The sequence below is a fragment of the Bacillus cereus group sp. MYBK227-1 genome (assembly GCF_051916325.1).
GTDB lineage: Bacteria > Bacillota > Bacilli > Bacillales > Bacillaceae_G > Bacillus_A > Bacillus_A cereus.
This window is the reverse complement of sequence record NZ_JBQAGK010000004.1, coordinates 439,824-454,529: the sequence shown is the minus strand read 5'-3', so window position 1 is coordinate 454,529 and position 14,706 is coordinate 439,824. Positions and strand designations below refer to the sequence as shown.

Below are 14,706 nucleotides of genomic sequence, written 5' to 3'. Positions count from 1 at the left end.
GTTTGTCCTTCACGCTACGTACAATAGAGTATAAACAATGGAAACAAATTTTCTATCTATATAATACCATAAAATTTATATAGAATGCTATATGGATTTTAAAAGAAAAACAAAGGAATAACTTAATTATAAAATTTCATGTACCAGATTAAATATTAAAAACAATAAACACAACAACAAGTGGATTCTCTGTGGTTTATCCAACTGATAGGGACAAATAAGCATAAAATCATTCAACAAACACATCTCAAAAAGTGTGTGTACTTATGAAGTGTGTCTTAAGTACATTTTGATACCTTTTGAAGTAGTTTAAGCTGCAAAGAATATACTATATCTAAAGGTGTACCTTTTGATGTATATTATTTTTTCTGAAAAGGGTAATTTTTAGAACATCATTAAATTAAATAATTATTATATATTGTTTTTTATTTTAAAAGTTAAAGATTATATAAAAATAAAGAAGTTATAGGATATAATTGGAATAGAATTATTAATATTATTTTTCTAATCAGTATATGAGGAGGAACTTTAAAATGGAAAGTTTCAGATTAAAACGTATAAAAGGTTTTATTGATAGTCAAGACATAGAATTAAAACCCTTAACATTTATAATTGGACAGAATAGCTCTGGAAAAAGTAGTATCATGCGATTTCCGTTAGTATTAAAGCAGACTTTTTTAGATGACTCTATGGCTCCCTTGTTATTATATGGGAAAACAATAGATTATGGGAATTTTGAAGATGTTGTATTTGAGCATAATCGGAATGATTCTATAGAGTTTGAATTAAATATTGATCGCAAAGAGCTACGTCGTTTTTCTCCCTATTCACGTAGCAGTTTTTTTAGATTTTTTTCTGGTTTGGAAAAATTCAAACTAAGTGTTTGTATTTTGCAAGATAAATACGGAGTATTAAAAATCAAAAAATTTAGCCTTTCCGATATAGATATAGAAAATGGTGAGATATTCTCAGTAAATTTAATAGGAGATTCAGAGTTTTATGAAGTTAAAGGAATAATTGATACTAGCTTTAAAATTAAAGCTGAAAAATATGTATTTGATAAATTCATTCCAGATTTCAGAATATTACCCCTAGATATCAAAGATGATAACGATGAACAAGTTATGGCTTTTCGCTATTTGTTCATGGAATTAATACGATATCTCAATGTTTATGCAAATAATATTTTTTATATTGGTCCATTTAGAAAAACGCCTGAGCGTTCATATAGATATAGAGAAAATGCAGTTAACTATGTTGGGCACGATGGAGAATTTGCCCCTGCTATCCTGGGACAGGATATAAGAAAGGGAGGAGAGTTAATTAATCAGGTATCGAATTGGCTGAGTGAAAATTTAAATCATAGAATAGATGTTGAAGATTTAATGGGAACTGAACATGGTGGTAGAACCGATTTATTTAGACTTATGGTAACTGATGAAATAACTGGCCAAAAAAATAATTTAATTGATGTTGGACACGGTCTATCACAATTGATTCCTATTATTGTACAAACCTTTTTACATCAGTCTAAAACATTATTTGGTGAAAAAAATAGTTTGAAAAAACTACACATAATAGAACAACCAGAATTACATTTACATCCATCTGCTCAAGCTTGCTTAATTGATTTATTTATTGAAGGTACTAGAAAAAAGAATGGTTTAAAAAACAAATTTTTAGTCGAAACGCATAGTGAACATATGATTATTAGATTAAGAAGATACATAATTGAAGGAAAAATTAGTCCTAAAGACGTTGCAATTTACTATACAGAAAAAGAAAAAGACAAGAATCATAACATAATAAGGGAATTAGAGATAGATGAATTTGGAAATATATCTAACTGGCCAGAAGGCTTTTTTGAAGAAGACTATAATGAAGTTTTAAAACTAAGGACCTCTTTACATGAAAAACAGGGAGGTAGTAAAATACCATGGTGATAAATCTACCCAATGAGCTAATGTTAAAGATAGGTGATGTAAGAGTAAAGCAAATTATAAACTTCCTCTTTTGCTTTTTTGAGTCTGGAAAACATGAGTGGTTTATAGATGATAAAGATGATTTATCACTTTTCGAAACAAAGGATCTAGAAAGCTATAGAGACTATATAAAAAAACAGGTAGTACAAAATACTCTTTATAAATCAAAAAAACATGAAAATAAGACCATAGTTCAAGTATATTCAAGTGTAGAAGAATTAAATGCCCTTATTGAGAATCAAATTAGTACAATTTCAGAAGTGCAAGTATTTAAATATCTCAATGGTCATAGGTATACTGTTATTTTAAATGGAATTAGATATGAATTAATATCTATAGACGCGGTATGGGACTTTTTAGGGCAACCATTAAAAATTATTTTAGAAAATGTAGAATCTGATAGACTTTTTATAGAGAAATGTCTAGAACTCTTAACAGAAGATGGTGTCGATAAATTATGGATTGAATTTGTGCATGGTGGGGGGAGTGATTTATCAAAAGTGGCACAGAGTATAAACGGAAAACATAGGACAATATGCATTATAGATAGTGATGTTATTTCCCCTCCTAATATATATAACACTTCATCAAAAGAAAGATCTATTAATAAAATTAAACGTATTTGTGAAAGTCAGGGTTATCTATTACATATTCTTAATAAACGTGAAATGGAAAATTATTTACCTGACGAAGCTTTAAAACATTATCTAGAACAGCAGAGTCATAATTTAGAACATATTTATTTTTCCTTCCCTGAACAATGTAAAGATTATTTCGACATGAAAAAGGGGTTAACAATTCGAAATTGCACTTTACCGATCTGGTGTAATCTTAAAATACAAGGAACTGAAGAAGTAGCAGCAACTGCTGAAGGTAAAAAGAGTGTTGTAGATGGATTTGGCGATCAGGTTTGGAAAGCCTTCCATAATGTGAGAAGTTCAGAACAATTACTGTCTAGAGATGATAAGAATGAATTGAAGGACATAGCCCAAAAGATTGTTCAATTTGCATAGTTTTTATCAGTACGGAATTTGAAAATAAAAAAGACCTTGTAGGAATCCCTAAAAGGTCTTTTTTAGATAATGTAAAAAGGTGAAGCAAACTATCTCATAATTCGAATCGGAGCAAACACTCTAACTACGGGTTGCCTTCATTATATACCAAATCCTAACATGTAAAGTTGTAATATTTGAAAATTATGTGAATTAAGAGAGGGAGAATACAACCCTGATTATAATTCCTACAAATTTCAATTGTTTATTTTGCACAAAACATTTTAAAAAAATATCTATATCATAATAAATTATGAAAAATATAGGTATAGGTAAATAGAGAAGAATGGTGCATTCTTACAGAAAAACTTACAATAATATTCAAGATTAATTAACTATAAGAAAATGAGTTTTTTATTATAACTAACTATAATTCTTGAATATATGTAAATGGGGGATTTTTATTTTTTATTTATGTGATGAAGAAATTGGGCGGAGGGGAATTAAAAAAACGTTTGTTTAAAATATTTTAGTTATGAATGATGATTTCCTTGTCCAATTGTCCGATTAGTTAATATCCTTCTTTATTATATAAATTTTATATAACAAAGAAAAAAAGCATCCGCTATGGATGCTTTCTCTAAAAATTTATTGCTACAATTTCTTTTTAACGTTTTTTCTTCATGAGAAGTAATTAATTTTTAAACTTTTCCTAATATTCTCAACCACTTTTGTAATTCAATCCACATTTTGTTGATACCATTACAGTTACAAGTGTGTTAAAATCCATTTGAAACATTGCTTTTGGGAATACAATTGCTATCATAATCGCAATTTATTTTCTACAAACTGATTGGGTTTCAACCCAAATTGCGGTTTTATTCCGCAGTCCTTAACAAATTGTTAAGGACCTTTTTTATCTGTCCTTTAGCGTGTAAAAGATGTGCAATATAAAGCTACAGTTATAGTGTAAACAGGAATAAAAATGAACCTAATAAAAATTCATTTATTTTTCCTAAAGGAAAAGCTAACTGCCTCATTTAAAATTATTGAAAGTAACTAATTTAATTAGATATCAATCAACCACGTCCAGCTTGGAAAGATGGATATAGCGTCATACCACCATCAGCAAACAGTGTAATACCTGTTACATAGCTCGCTTGTGAAGAAGCAAGCCATGTTGCTACAGCTGCAATTTCTTTCGGTTCTCCGATATATCCCATTGGAACCATACTTTCAACATCGGCACGTTTTTCTGGATCCGCAAATTTTTCAGCATTAATCGGCGTATTAATAGCACCAGGTCCAATATTATTTACACGGATTCCTTTTGGTGCATATTCTAGTGCTAATGTTTCTGTCATTAGCTTAACACCACCTTTACTTGCTGCATAGTGTACAAATAATGGCCATGGAATTTGCTCGTGAACGCTTGACATATTAATAACACTACCTTTAATATCATGCTCAACAAAATATTTAATTGCTTCCCGGCTTCCTAAGAAAGCCCCTGTTAAATTCGTAGCAATTACCCTATTCCAATCACTTAATGGCATTTCATGTGAAGGTACTGCATTTTCGATACCCGCATTATTAATCATGACATCCAGTGTACCAAATTCTTTCACAGCAGATTGAACAAGATTGATAACATCTGATTCAACTGTTACATCTCCTTTTACCGCAATCGCTTCTCCACCTGCCTGCTTAACTACTTGTACTACTTCATTTGCTTCTGATTCGTTTGAATAATAATTAATTACAACTTTGGCTTGTTCTTCTCCAAAACGAATTGCCATTGCTCTTCCAAGCCCAGTTGCACCACCTGTAATAACAACTACTTTCCCTTTTAAATCTGTATACATAATTTTTTCCTCCTTTTTATTTTTTTGCAATTCCTAACATAATGCCAGCTGCAATAATGAAGATAATTCCAATGACAATCGCAATAAATTGTCGTTTTGTTTTCTTTTCACCTAATATAAAAATTCCACCTAAAGTTGAGATCACGATCCCCATTTGGGAAAGGGAAAAACTTGTTGCCACCCCTACACGCGGTTGGGAAATAAATAAAAACATATTTCCGGCTGCCCAAATTAAACCAGGAATAATATTGCGAATCGCATATTTATTAAATGGTTGATGCTTAAAGGTTAGTAAGACTCCACCTAACACCATACCAATGGCTTGTGGTAATAACGCTGACCATCCGTCTATACCGAATAGGCGGATAATTACCACATATACTAAGTAACCAAGAGTTGAAATTAATAAAATCACAATCCCTTTTTTGAAATTTCCTGTTTGTTCATCGTTTTTCTCCTCTTTGCTTTGGAGAGATGTGAGAATGATTCCAATTATGATACAAAGCAGTGCCAGAACACCTAATACAACAGATGTTGTTGTTGACCATTCATGAAATACAATGACCCCAAATAAAGTAGTCGAAACTAATTGCATCCCTGTTGAAATAGGCATTGTTTTAGAAACCCCAATTAAATCAATACTTTTCAATTGATTGGCTTGTCCTAATGCCCAAAATAGGCCTGATATAATCCCGATAATTATCACCATGGGCGTCAAAACGGGTTTTATAAAAATATAAACCCCAATAGAAAAAACAAGAGCGCCAAGGGTAGTTCCAAGTATTTGACTGTAAGGACCGCCTCCTAGTTTAACGTTGAAGAGTACAATACTTCCCCAAAATAAGGCTGGTAAAATTGCTAATAAAATATCCATTTTTTCTAACCTTCCTAAAACATATTTATTAAGTTGAATGCTTGTACAAGACAGAAACTTTGTTTGGGATTTAATTACTCCTCCCTTGAATTTATAATAAGATACTATATGAAAATATACTTAAAATATTTTTATATTAAATATATTTTAGTTAATAGGTTATTTTATGTAACCATAAAGTAAAATGAGTTGTGAAAACTTCATCATACAAATCAATACATATGTTCAAAAAATAATAACTGAAATCATAAAAATTCCTGGAAAGAAAACGTATAACCTATTAAAAGCTTAGGAATATTAAATAGAAATCAGTCAGTATCTTTATGTCGAGGGAATTATTTTAGAATAAGAGAAGTTTTTCGATTTTCTACCTGTAATATTTGTTTACCCAAAATAAAAGAAAAATAACATTATGTTGAAAAAGAATAACTAGCACGCAAGTAAAAAAGTTATTAGAAAAGAATAAGACCAATACAATCTTAGGTTTTGAAAATAGGAATAATGGAGAAAAACTTGATGCAAAATTAAGTTATGTTATACAAAAACAACGCATTATGTTTATAAATGAGAAGAAGAAATAATATCTTAAAATCTTAAATTTCGTATATAGAATTAATAAGAAATATGATATGATGAAAGTAACAAAATACTTCTAAAACTATCTTGCAAAAGGACAAACCTACGCATACATATGCCATAGGTTTGTCCTTTTTTATGTATTTTTAAGATTTCAAAACTAAAAAGCTCTTAAAATATTTGATTTCCTTAAAAATAGGCATACTAAATAAACCCTAACGGGTTTCATTTTTTCACTATGCAGTTTTCCTTTTTTCTCAATCCATTATACTCATAGACAACACCCATAATATCAAAGACTGTCTTTTTCTCGTATCGATGAGATTTCCGTCCATTTTTCTGTAGTAGGGTAAACAGGCGGATTAGAATCTTTGTTATCTCTTGGATGTCTTTCTGCATGGTTTGATATAACAGAGAGAGATAATCTTGGATCATTCCAATTGCTTTGTATTCACTTAATTCTTTTTTCTTTTTTTGTAGAAGGGGTAGCACCACATCACCATTAAGCTAAGAAAAGCAAATACCCCCAAAACGAAAAAATAAGCTTTTTTATAACAAGTTAGCACAAAATCTCATTGTGGGTAGTTGTATTTTTTTGCTTGATAGCAATGTGGCGGGACCCCTATATGTTTTCGTTGACAAAACAGCATTGTCAAATGCAGACGAAGGCCTACGGGGAAATTTCGGCTACAGAACGAGAATAAAGTTAAAAGACGCCGTTGCGCAGAGTGGCTTGCAAGAATACGGCAAAACAACCATAAGATACTTCACATCAGACAATAAAACAGAAATTGAATTTGAATAAGCATTCCTGCGGGAGTGCTTATTTATTTTATTTGCAGGAAATTATCACCATTTGTCGAATTATATAAGCTGAAAGGTGATAGAAATGAGTCATAGAAACCTTTTTATGCTGGCAATGAATACGTAAAAACAAAAACATTAACTTATAACGGTTAATAGGAGGAATTATCATGAAAAAATTAGCTACAATTGCGTTGACTGGTGCGTTAGCTTTAGGCGGTTTAACGGTTATGAATTTAGATACACCAAAGGCACAAGCTGAGGAATGGGATGGCTGTCATTATATCTGTGGTCCTGGCGAAACAGTAAACGATGTTACGGTTAAAATACACTCTACACAAGTTACTTTTGGTAATAGCTTAATTGCAAGAATCACGAATGACCGAGCTGAAGAAATACATTACAATGTCAGCATCGAAAAGAAAAACGGAGATAGCTGGGGAGAATTTGAAACTAATTTCAAATGGAATAATCAGTGGGTTCCAGCTGGCTCATATGATGAAATTTCAACTTTCACAGGATATGGCGATGATGTTTATGAAAATGGCACATACCGATACAAAGTTGAAGTTGTAAGCGCAGATGGTTCTATTGATACAATTTACACAGCAGGAATGACAGTTACAGGGCGATAACTCACGACTGAGCTTTATTATTTATGATTGTATCTTCGATAATATCATTGATAATTGCGTTGATATTATTATTAAAATAAGCTCTTCGGATCTTATTTTTTTATATAAAAATTGAATATTAATATTCTATTATTGAGTTTTATCCTCTGTTCATAAACATAAGATTTTATGGACAGATGTCTCTTAACGTACAGAAAACACTTAAGATGTGTCCGATTTGTGTCTAAACGTACAATTTTCCCGAAATGGTATGGTGAGACCATGCCCATCAACTTAAGAATTTGCTTTACTTCCGCTAAGCCAAAAATAAAATAAGCTGTCCATATTGACAGCTTATTTTATTTTTGGCTTAGCGTGTTTTTTTCCGAAATGCTGGCGATACCCCACCGCTATTAAGCTAAGATGTTGAAGTACCCCCATGCCCATCAACCTAAGGTTTTTAATAATCCCCATAATGAAAATTTCAACTTTTTACAATTCTTCATGAGAATTCGGCTCAATTCTTTCATTTTGGACAACAATCAATTTCTTAAGTGGATGGTGATGGGGATTTTCCTATTTTTAAATAAATCAGACTGATATTTAAAAAAGAAAAAACTTACGTGAAATTAAAGTTATATAATCTTGGATTGATGGGTATCTAAAAGCAAAAATGCTCAAGATCAAACAGGTCAATAATGTGCTATAATCTCATGTGTTGAGGTATCGATTGGAAAAAGATATCAGGCACATTAAATTAGAAAAGGAGAAGGAAGGATATGCCACTTATTGTTGACAGAGAACAGGTACGGCATGAAATACTGCATGCACTTCAGCAATGTTTAGAGGAAAAGCCTCTTCTAAAGGTTTCTATGCGAGATATCGCAGCAAAGGCCAAAATCGCTCATTCAAAAATCAACTATTATTTTAATACAAAAGAGAAACTTCTACTGGCTTATATCGAATTTTTTGCTATTTCATATAAAACGGAGATTGAGCATTGGTACATAAAGTATAAACAAAATAACGCCAATCTCAACGAAAGTTCACAAACGATAGTAAAACATTTCATCAAAGATATGGTTTTGATAAGTCATCAAAAACAATCGTGGGCTTTCACACAAATAAGCACTATGGGTCAATACAATACGGAAATAAGGTCTGCAATCAAAAATGTTTATAACGATTGGAGAGAGTCCATCAAACGTGTTTTGGAAGAGATTTATCGAGGCGAGGATGACCACATGGTATATAAGGCAGAAGCAGTTTTAATCATTATCGATGGGCTTCTTATTTATTCACTTCACGAAAAGATAGATGAGTCAAGAATAGATGCTGTGCTAGCAAATATTACGCTGTGATTTTTTTGATTGTTCAAAAAATATTGACGAAACTTGATATGAGTAATATGATTTATTTAGTCCAAATGGACTAAATAAATCATATTGGAGGTCGCTTATGTCAAAAATTACTGTAGTTGGTTGTGGTGTTATGGGAAGTGCTCTGATTCGCGCGTTTATGAAAGCAGGTCATACTATTACCATTGTCGATAAAAATCCCACGGCAGCCAAGCCATTTGTAGCTGAAGGAGCTGTGTTCAAATTATCATTGGATGATGCTCTAGATTGCGATTTCGTTTTGTTAAACTTACCAGATTATAAGATAGCAATGCAGGTTATTGAACAATGCAAATCGAAAGCTATCAAAGGGAAAATCATTGTAAACACTACTACAACAACCCCAACTCAAGCCCAAATTTTTGAGCAAATGATTAAAGACAGAGGCGCTATCGCCCTTGAAAGTGTGATTATTTGTTATCCTCACGATATTGGCACAGATCGCGCATATCTTGTATATTCTGGCCCCAAGGAGGCTTTTGACCAAATTGAAGATCAACTTTCGGCACTTTCTTCGCCACATTTTGTTGGGACAGACATTCGCTTTGCAGAAATAATTGAGATGAGCACGTCAGCTCTGCAATACGGTCTTTATTGGTTTGCCCTACTAGGTTCAGCGCTTTGTATACGAAACAAATTACCTATCTCCGAGTATTGCAAACATATTAAGGCAGCACTTCCAGTGGTAGGTCACCAACTAGTTACCCACTTGCCTGATAATCTAGAAAACTACACTGACAAATTCCAAGATGCTACGGTCGCATCCTTGGATGTTCATACGCATGGACTCCAAACGATAATGAAAACATTAGAGGATAATAGCATTGATACCAGTGTATGTGAAGTGATGGAAAATCAGATGAAAGCAGCTATTGATGCAGGATATGGAAAATGTGATTTTGAAGCAGCAATTACTCAATTATTGAAATAAAGAATCTTCTTTAATCATCCTTGATCTTACATACATGATTCAACCTGTGACTAAAAATTATATACTAACTACTGTATAATAATTGATTAATTGCAGTGATACCAACTATCAAAAAGTTAACTGAATTGGTGATGATTTATAATTTAGAGATGATTGTGTTATAATCTCGCCAAATTGTTATTAATCTAACGAAAATAAATTACCCTCAAATGAAAAATACGCTATTCTTTCTGTAGAATCATAGGAAAGGATGGCGTTTCTTTATGAATCTTTCGATTCTTGACGAACTTCAACTGATTGCTGAAGAATTACAACGACATATGTCTCCTCATATTCTAGAACATCTAGCCAAAGAAAAAGGATTCGTTCAGCGAAAGAGTAAATATCAAGCACAGGAGTTAGTTGCTTTATGTGTATGGCTTAGTCAACAAGTCGCTAGTACATCACTCACACAATTATGTAGCTGTCTCGAAGTATCTAGAGGTGTTCTTATCAGCCCTGAAGGGCTTAACCAACGATTCAATGCTTCCGCAGTACAGTTTCTCGAACAAGTTTTATCTAACCTTCTAACTCAAAGGATTTATTCAACACAAAAAATAATTCATCAATATACCACGACTTTTAAGCACATTCGGATTCTAGATTCCACAACATTTCAGCTTCCAGATAAGTTTTCTTCACATTATCAAGGTTCCGGTGGAAGTAGCCATACGGCAGGAGTTAAAATTCAATTGGAGTATGATCTATTGAGCGGAAAGTTCCTCCAAGTTTATGTAGGAGAAGGAAGAGAAAATGATAAAACTTTTGGTTCAACAAGCCTACAAGCCATGCGACCAAAAGACTTGTGTATAAGAGATTTGGGCTATTTCGACTTACATGATTTACAGAAGATTCACGAAAAGGAAGCTTACTATATCTCACGTTTGAAATTAAATTCTCGAATCTATCATAAGAATGATAATCCAGGGTATTTTCGAAATGGGACGGTGAAGAAAGGAACATTATATACTCAGTTAGATATGGAAGAACTCATGAATCAATTGTCCCCTGGTCAAACGATGGAAATTTCAGAAGCATACATCGGGCAGTATCAAAAACTACCAGCTCGTGTTATTATTCATCGATTAACAAAAGAACAAACAGAGAAAAGATTGAAGGAACAAACTAAAAAAGAAAAGAAGAAAGGTATTACCTACAAAGAACGAAGTAAAAGGTTAAGTGGAATCAACGTGTATATAACAAATCTTTCTGCAGAAAATGTTCCAACGGAACATATCCATGACTTGTATTCATTACGCTGGCAAATTGAAATCTTGTTCAAAACATGGAAATCTTTCTTTCAAATTGACAAGTGCAAAGAAATCAAGAAAGAGCGTTTAGAATGCCATTTATATGGACAACTCATTAGTATTTTACTTTGTTCATCGACAATGTTCAAAATGCGTCAGTTACTCTTGAATAAGAAAAAGAAAGAGCTAAGTGAGTACAAATCCATCTATATGATAAAGAATTATTATCTATTGTTTTATGAAGGATTACAGAAGGGCATTCATGAATTATTAAAAGTTTTACTGCGTTTGTTTTGTCTTTTAGAGAAAAACGGGAGAAAATCTCACCGGTACAAGAAGAAAACAGTCTTTGATATCTTAGGCGTCGTATATGACTTTACTATGTCTCACAATCATGTAGCATAATTAAAAAAATTGAAACCCAATAGGGTTTATTTCGTATGCAAATCTTTAAAGAACCTCAATGGTCTTCAGAAAAAAGAAAAAATCTCACGTAAAATTAAACTTATATAATTTTAGCTTGATGGGTATGGGGTACCGCCAGCATTTCGGAAAAAAACCAAGCTAAGCAAATTGGAATATTAAAAAGACTGATTAATCCACGTTTAGGTTAATCAGTCTTTTAGTATTTAATAGAGTTAATTTATCCATTCTTCAAGAATTGTTAATAAATTAATAGTTTGGCTATCTTAATTATATAAATCCTCTTTAGAAAATCATCACAATAATATGTTTTTAAATGCAAGACGTAATTTTACTTGAATGATTTAGACTCAATACAGTAATGTCGAAATTATAAGTAGGATTTATATATATTTGGACATAAACAAAGACGAAAACGAAGTATCGTCAATTATAAAAATATAATAAACACTAGTTTTCTTGATTAAGAACCTGTAGCATACAGGGTACCTTTTGTATTTGTAAACCATTCATCTGATTGAACATATATTTGCCAATTGTCACCTGTCTCAGGAAGCTTAAAAGAAATATTATTGTTAGAGCCACTAAAAGTTTCATCTAAGAGGTATTCTACTCCAGTTCGACTATTTTTCACTTTAACATTGGTGGCAGCTGATCCATTAAGATAATAGATATCAATTGTTAAAGTTTTGCTTGGAACACATACTGTAGTTGCCCATTTCCATTGAGTATTAGTATCAAATTTTCCATTACTTGAAGTACCGACACTACATCCACTAGCTGCATTAGTAACTTGAGAAGGTTGTACTCCAAACAATAATAAAACTGCTAAAGTAATTGTAAAGATAGATTTTCCCAATTTCATTATAAAATTCCTCCTAATATAATATATATAACAAATTATTCATAAAATCACTATTGCTTAGGATGAACGGTACCATTTGAGTAATAATCAACCATATACTCCCATGTATATTTATTAAATGGTGTCTTTTTATCCAAGTATCTATTATTGTCAATGCCTGTAGAACCCATATAGAAAGTAAACGGATACTTTCCGGACTGTAATTTTTCTTTAAAGGTTGATTCATATTCAATTAAACGGTTATATTTCACTGAATTATTCGCTAATCTCTCATCAAATTCCATATCTACCCCAATATTTCCTACTCTCTTATTAACATAGGCTTGAGGAAGGATATAGCTTCCATCAGTATAAGAGAGTGCTCCATTATTCATACTTCTTTCAACAACTTTTAATAAATAGTCTGGTTTATTTAATACTTTCCCATTTTGGATGTCACCATGGAAATACCAATTTGGTTGTAATAGAATAATATCGAAAAGGCTTGTTTGGTTCGCTACCCAAGCTACCCTTCTTAAAATATCAGTATCTGTATCGACATAAGGAGCCCACCCTAACTTTTTCTTACCATTTGAAGTGGCCCATGAATCTAAGGCTTTAAAAAGTTTAACAGTAACATTCGAGTTCATGCTATTATTCAATTTGTTCCAATAGTCTCCAGTATAAACAGTTTCATCAGTTCCTTTTGGATCAGCAGTATCTTTATAAACGTGTTCAATATTCACATAAATACCTTCTATATTATTTTTCCAAATAGTGCTCCCTAAATCTGCTTGAAACTGGGTAAGTTCGGTAGTAAGTTTATCAGCTGTAAAATCATTACTATTTGCACCTCTATGTAAAGTAGAAATCCAAATTTTTGCACCACTATTCTTTGCAACTATTTTACGAATTAAATTAACCTTTTCTTTATGGTCAGTATCGTCGGGATTAGAAGCAAAGGCGGATAGAATAATAAATGTATTAGCCCCCTTCATTAGATTTGTAAGGTCAGCATCAGTATACTGATTATAAGTTGTAGTTGAATTGAATTTTCCAGCATACATAAGAACGGATTTCATTTCTGGTCCATAAGAAGTTGCGGCATCAGCAGGTGTAGTTGTGGTAAAAGATAAACTCAATGTAGCAGCAGTTACTACTGAAAGTACAGTTTTTTTCATTTTTTTAATCATACACTTTTCTCCTTTTATGAGTTTGAACTCCTCAGATCCTTACATAAAATGTGGTATTTAGGCAATAAGGAGTTGCTACATTCATATTATCATGCGAAAAATAGTAAAGTTATTGAGAAAAATGAAAAAAACTATTAAAATGGGTTGCTAACGTAAAACAATTTAAAACAAGCATAAAATGACTCAAAAACTCTTAGCGTGGGTTTTTTCCAAAATGCTGGCTGTACCCCATACCCATCAACTTAAGATACTAATTGTTCCCCAAAATGAAAAAAATGAACTGAATTTTCATAAACAACTATGGAGAGATACAATTTTCGTTTTGGAGATACTCTAAAATATTAGCTTGATAGCGATGTGGCGGTACCCCTAATAAACATTAATCAAAAAACCTTCAGTAAACCTGAAGGTCTTTTGATTAATATTTATTTTTCGGTTCATATAAGTAAAAATTGTCTTCTCCAGGAAACTTTATAACAATAACTTTTCTATTTTCTTTTTCAAATACAGTAGTAGCTCCTTCTTCATGCGTTTTTTTCCACCCTTTAGCTCTTATAGACATTAAAGGTAAATATCCAAAAGTATATTGATAATCTGCTGGCTTATCATCTTCAACATGGTTAGAAAAAATAAACACAGGAAAATCTTTAATTTTTGACTCTTTCGTCATTAAGAATGTAGAGAGAATCAGTAGTAATAAGACCCCTAGAATTATCTTTGTTTTTTTAACTTCACAATTTATCACTCCTATTGATATTGTACTAGATATCATAATAGAAAAATATAAAAATTAATTCATTTGGCGAGATAAACACAAAAAGTAATATGTGTTGATGTGTAGAGATAATAAAATCATATAATTTCGAACGTAGAAATAAAGTAACCATCTATCTGTTAAATAGATGGTTATGGAGTGCTGACG

General features: G+C 31.9%; 12 protein-coding genes and 2 pseudogenes. 8 read left to right on the top strand and 6 right to left on the bottom strand.

Annotated features, from left to right (window positions below; translation table 11 throughout):
- Window positions 1-533: 533 nt before the first annotated feature.
- Entirely contained in the window at window positions 534-1,943 is a 1,410-nt protein-coding gene (locus ACTFRM_RS21245; protein WP_440043582.1) for a DUF3696 domain-containing protein, read from the top strand.
- Window positions 1,937-2,995, top strand: coding sequence for a hypothetical protein (locus ACTFRM_RS21240; RefSeq protein ID WP_440043581.1), 1,059 nt, complete (start codon window positions 1,937-1,939; stop codon window positions 2,993-2,995). Before ACTFRM_RS21245 ends, ACTFRM_RS21240 begins: the two co-directional genes overlap by 7 nt.
- Window positions 2,996-4,053: 1,058 nt before the next feature.
- Here the strand turns inward: ACTFRM_RS21240 and gdh are convergent.
- Window positions 4,054-4,839, bottom strand: coding sequence for a glucose 1-dehydrogenase (gdh, locus tag ACTFRM_RS21235; RefSeq protein WP_086392959.1), 786 nt, complete (start codon window positions 4,837-4,839; stop codon window positions 4,054-4,056).
- Window positions 4,840-4,855: 16 nt separating this feature from the next.
- Window positions 4,856-5,713 carry a RhaT/GlcU family sugar-proton symporter gene (locus ACTFRM_RS21230; protein ID WP_088321926.1) on the bottom strand — a complete coding sequence of 286 codons (858 nt, stop codon included), beginning with the start codon at window positions 5,711-5,713 and terminating at the stop codon, window positions 4,856-4,858.
- A 425-nt stretch (window positions 5,714-6,138) separates the two neighbouring features.
- Between ACTFRM_RS21230 and ACTFRM_RS21225 the strand changes: the two genes are divergently transcribed.
- The gene (locus tag ACTFRM_RS21225; RefSeq protein ID WP_088321939.1) at window positions 6,139-6,294 is read left to right on the top strand and encodes a DNA topoisomerase I; all 156 of its coding nucleotides are present in this window, start codon (window positions 6,139-6,141) and stop codon (window positions 6,292-6,294) included.
- A gap of 220 nt (window positions 6,295-6,514) precedes the next feature.
- Here ACTFRM_RS21225 and ACTFRM_RS21220 read toward each other — a convergent pair.
- A pseudogene (locus ACTFRM_RS21220) lies at window positions 6,515-6,772 on the bottom strand (IS4 family transposase); the annotation flags it as partial.
- A 139-nt stretch (window positions 6,773-6,911) separates the two neighbouring features.
- Here ACTFRM_RS21220 and ACTFRM_RS21215 point away from each other — a divergent pair.
- The 5 genes and pseudogenes from ACTFRM_RS21215 to ACTFRM_RS21195 form a co-directional block, all read left to right on the top strand.
- Window positions 6,912-7,094 (top strand): annotated as a pseudogene (locus ACTFRM_RS21215) (hypothetical protein); the annotation flags it as partial.
- Between the two features lie 169 nt (window positions 7,095-7,263).
- Window positions 7,264-7,728, top strand: a complete 465-nt coding sequence (locus ACTFRM_RS21210) for a hypothetical protein (protein ID WP_002192535.1) — start codon at window positions 7,264-7,266, stop codon at window positions 7,726-7,728.
- A 758-nt stretch (window positions 7,729-8,486) separates the two neighbouring features.
- The gene (locus ACTFRM_RS21205) at window positions 8,487-9,068 is read left to right on the top strand and encodes a TetR/AcrR family transcriptional regulator (protein ID WP_327963791.1); all 582 of its coding nucleotides are present in this window, start codon (window positions 8,487-8,489) and stop codon (window positions 9,066-9,068) included.
- 97 nt (window positions 9,069-9,165) lie between these two features.
- Complete coding sequence (locus tag ACTFRM_RS21200) at window positions 9,166-10,035, top strand: NAD(P)-binding domain-containing protein (protein WP_440043578.1); 870 nt, start codon at window positions 9,166-9,168, stop codon at window positions 10,033-10,035.
- A gap of 263 nt (window positions 10,036-10,298) precedes the next feature.
- Complete coding sequence (locus tag ACTFRM_RS21195) at window positions 10,299-11,729, top strand: IS4 family transposase (RefSeq protein WP_440043577.1); 1,431 nt, start codon at window positions 10,299-10,301, stop codon at window positions 11,727-11,729.
- Window positions 11,730-12,210: 481 nt separating this feature from the next.
- Here ACTFRM_RS21195 and ACTFRM_RS21190 read toward each other — a convergent pair whose 3' ends face one another.
- The 3 genes from ACTFRM_RS21190 to ACTFRM_RS21180 form a co-directional block, all read right to left on the bottom strand.
- On the bottom strand, window positions 12,211-12,612 hold the full coding sequence (locus ACTFRM_RS21190; protein WP_440043576.1) for a hypothetical protein: 402 nt from the start codon (window positions 12,610-12,612) through the stop codon (window positions 12,211-12,213).
- Window positions 12,613-12,662: 50 nt separating this feature from the next.
- Window positions 12,663-13,784, bottom strand: a complete 1,122-nt coding sequence (locus ACTFRM_RS21185; RefSeq protein ID WP_440043575.1) for a hypothetical protein — start codon at window positions 13,782-13,784, stop codon at window positions 12,663-12,665.
- Window positions 13,785-14,202: 418 nt separating this feature from the next.
- A complete protein-coding gene (locus ACTFRM_RS21180) occupies window positions 14,203-14,556 on the bottom strand; it encodes a hypothetical protein (RefSeq protein ID WP_440043574.1) in 354 nt (117 codons plus the stop codon).
- Window positions 14,557-14,706 lie beyond the last annotated feature (150 nt).

Coding starts and splice junctions, on each gene's coding strand:
- ACTFRM_RS21245 (WP_440043582.1), top strand. CDS start 534: ATGGAAAGTTTCAGATTAAAACGTATAAAAGGTTTTATTGATAGTCAA.
- ACTFRM_RS21240 (WP_440043581.1), top strand. CDS start 1,937: ATGGTGATAAATCTACCCAATGAGCTAATGTTAAAGATAGGTGATGTA.
- gdh (WP_086392959.1), bottom strand. CDS start 4,839: ATGTATACAGATTTAAAAGGGAAAGTAGTTGTTATTACAGGTGGTGCA.
- ACTFRM_RS21230 (WP_088321926.1), bottom strand. CDS start 5,713: ATGGATATTTTATTAGCAATTTTACCAGCCTTATTTTGGGGAAGTATT.
- ACTFRM_RS21210 (WP_002192535.1), top strand. CDS start 7,264: ATGAAAAAATTAGCTACAATTGCGTTGACTGGTGCGTTAGCTTTAGGC.
- ACTFRM_RS21205 (WP_327963791.1), top strand. CDS start 8,487: ATGCCACTTATTGTTGACAGAGAACAGGTACGGCATGAAATACTGCAT.
- ACTFRM_RS21200 (WP_440043578.1), top strand. CDS start 9,166: ATGTCAAAAATTACTGTAGTTGGTTGTGGTGTTATGGGAAGTGCTCTG.
- ACTFRM_RS21195 (WP_440043577.1), top strand. CDS start 10,299: ATGAATCTTTCGATTCTTGACGAACTTCAACTGATTGCTGAAGAATTA.
- ACTFRM_RS21190 (WP_440043576.1), bottom strand. CDS start 12,612: ATGAAATTGGGAAAATCTATCTTTACAATTACTTTAGCAGTTTTATTA.
- ACTFRM_RS21185 (WP_440043575.1), bottom strand. CDS start 13,784: ATGATTAAAAAAATGAAAAAAACTGTACTTTCAGTAGTAACTGCTGCT.
- ACTFRM_RS21180 (WP_440043574.1), bottom strand. CDS start 14,556: ATGATATCTAGTACAATATCAATAGGAGTGATAAATTGTGAAGTTAAA.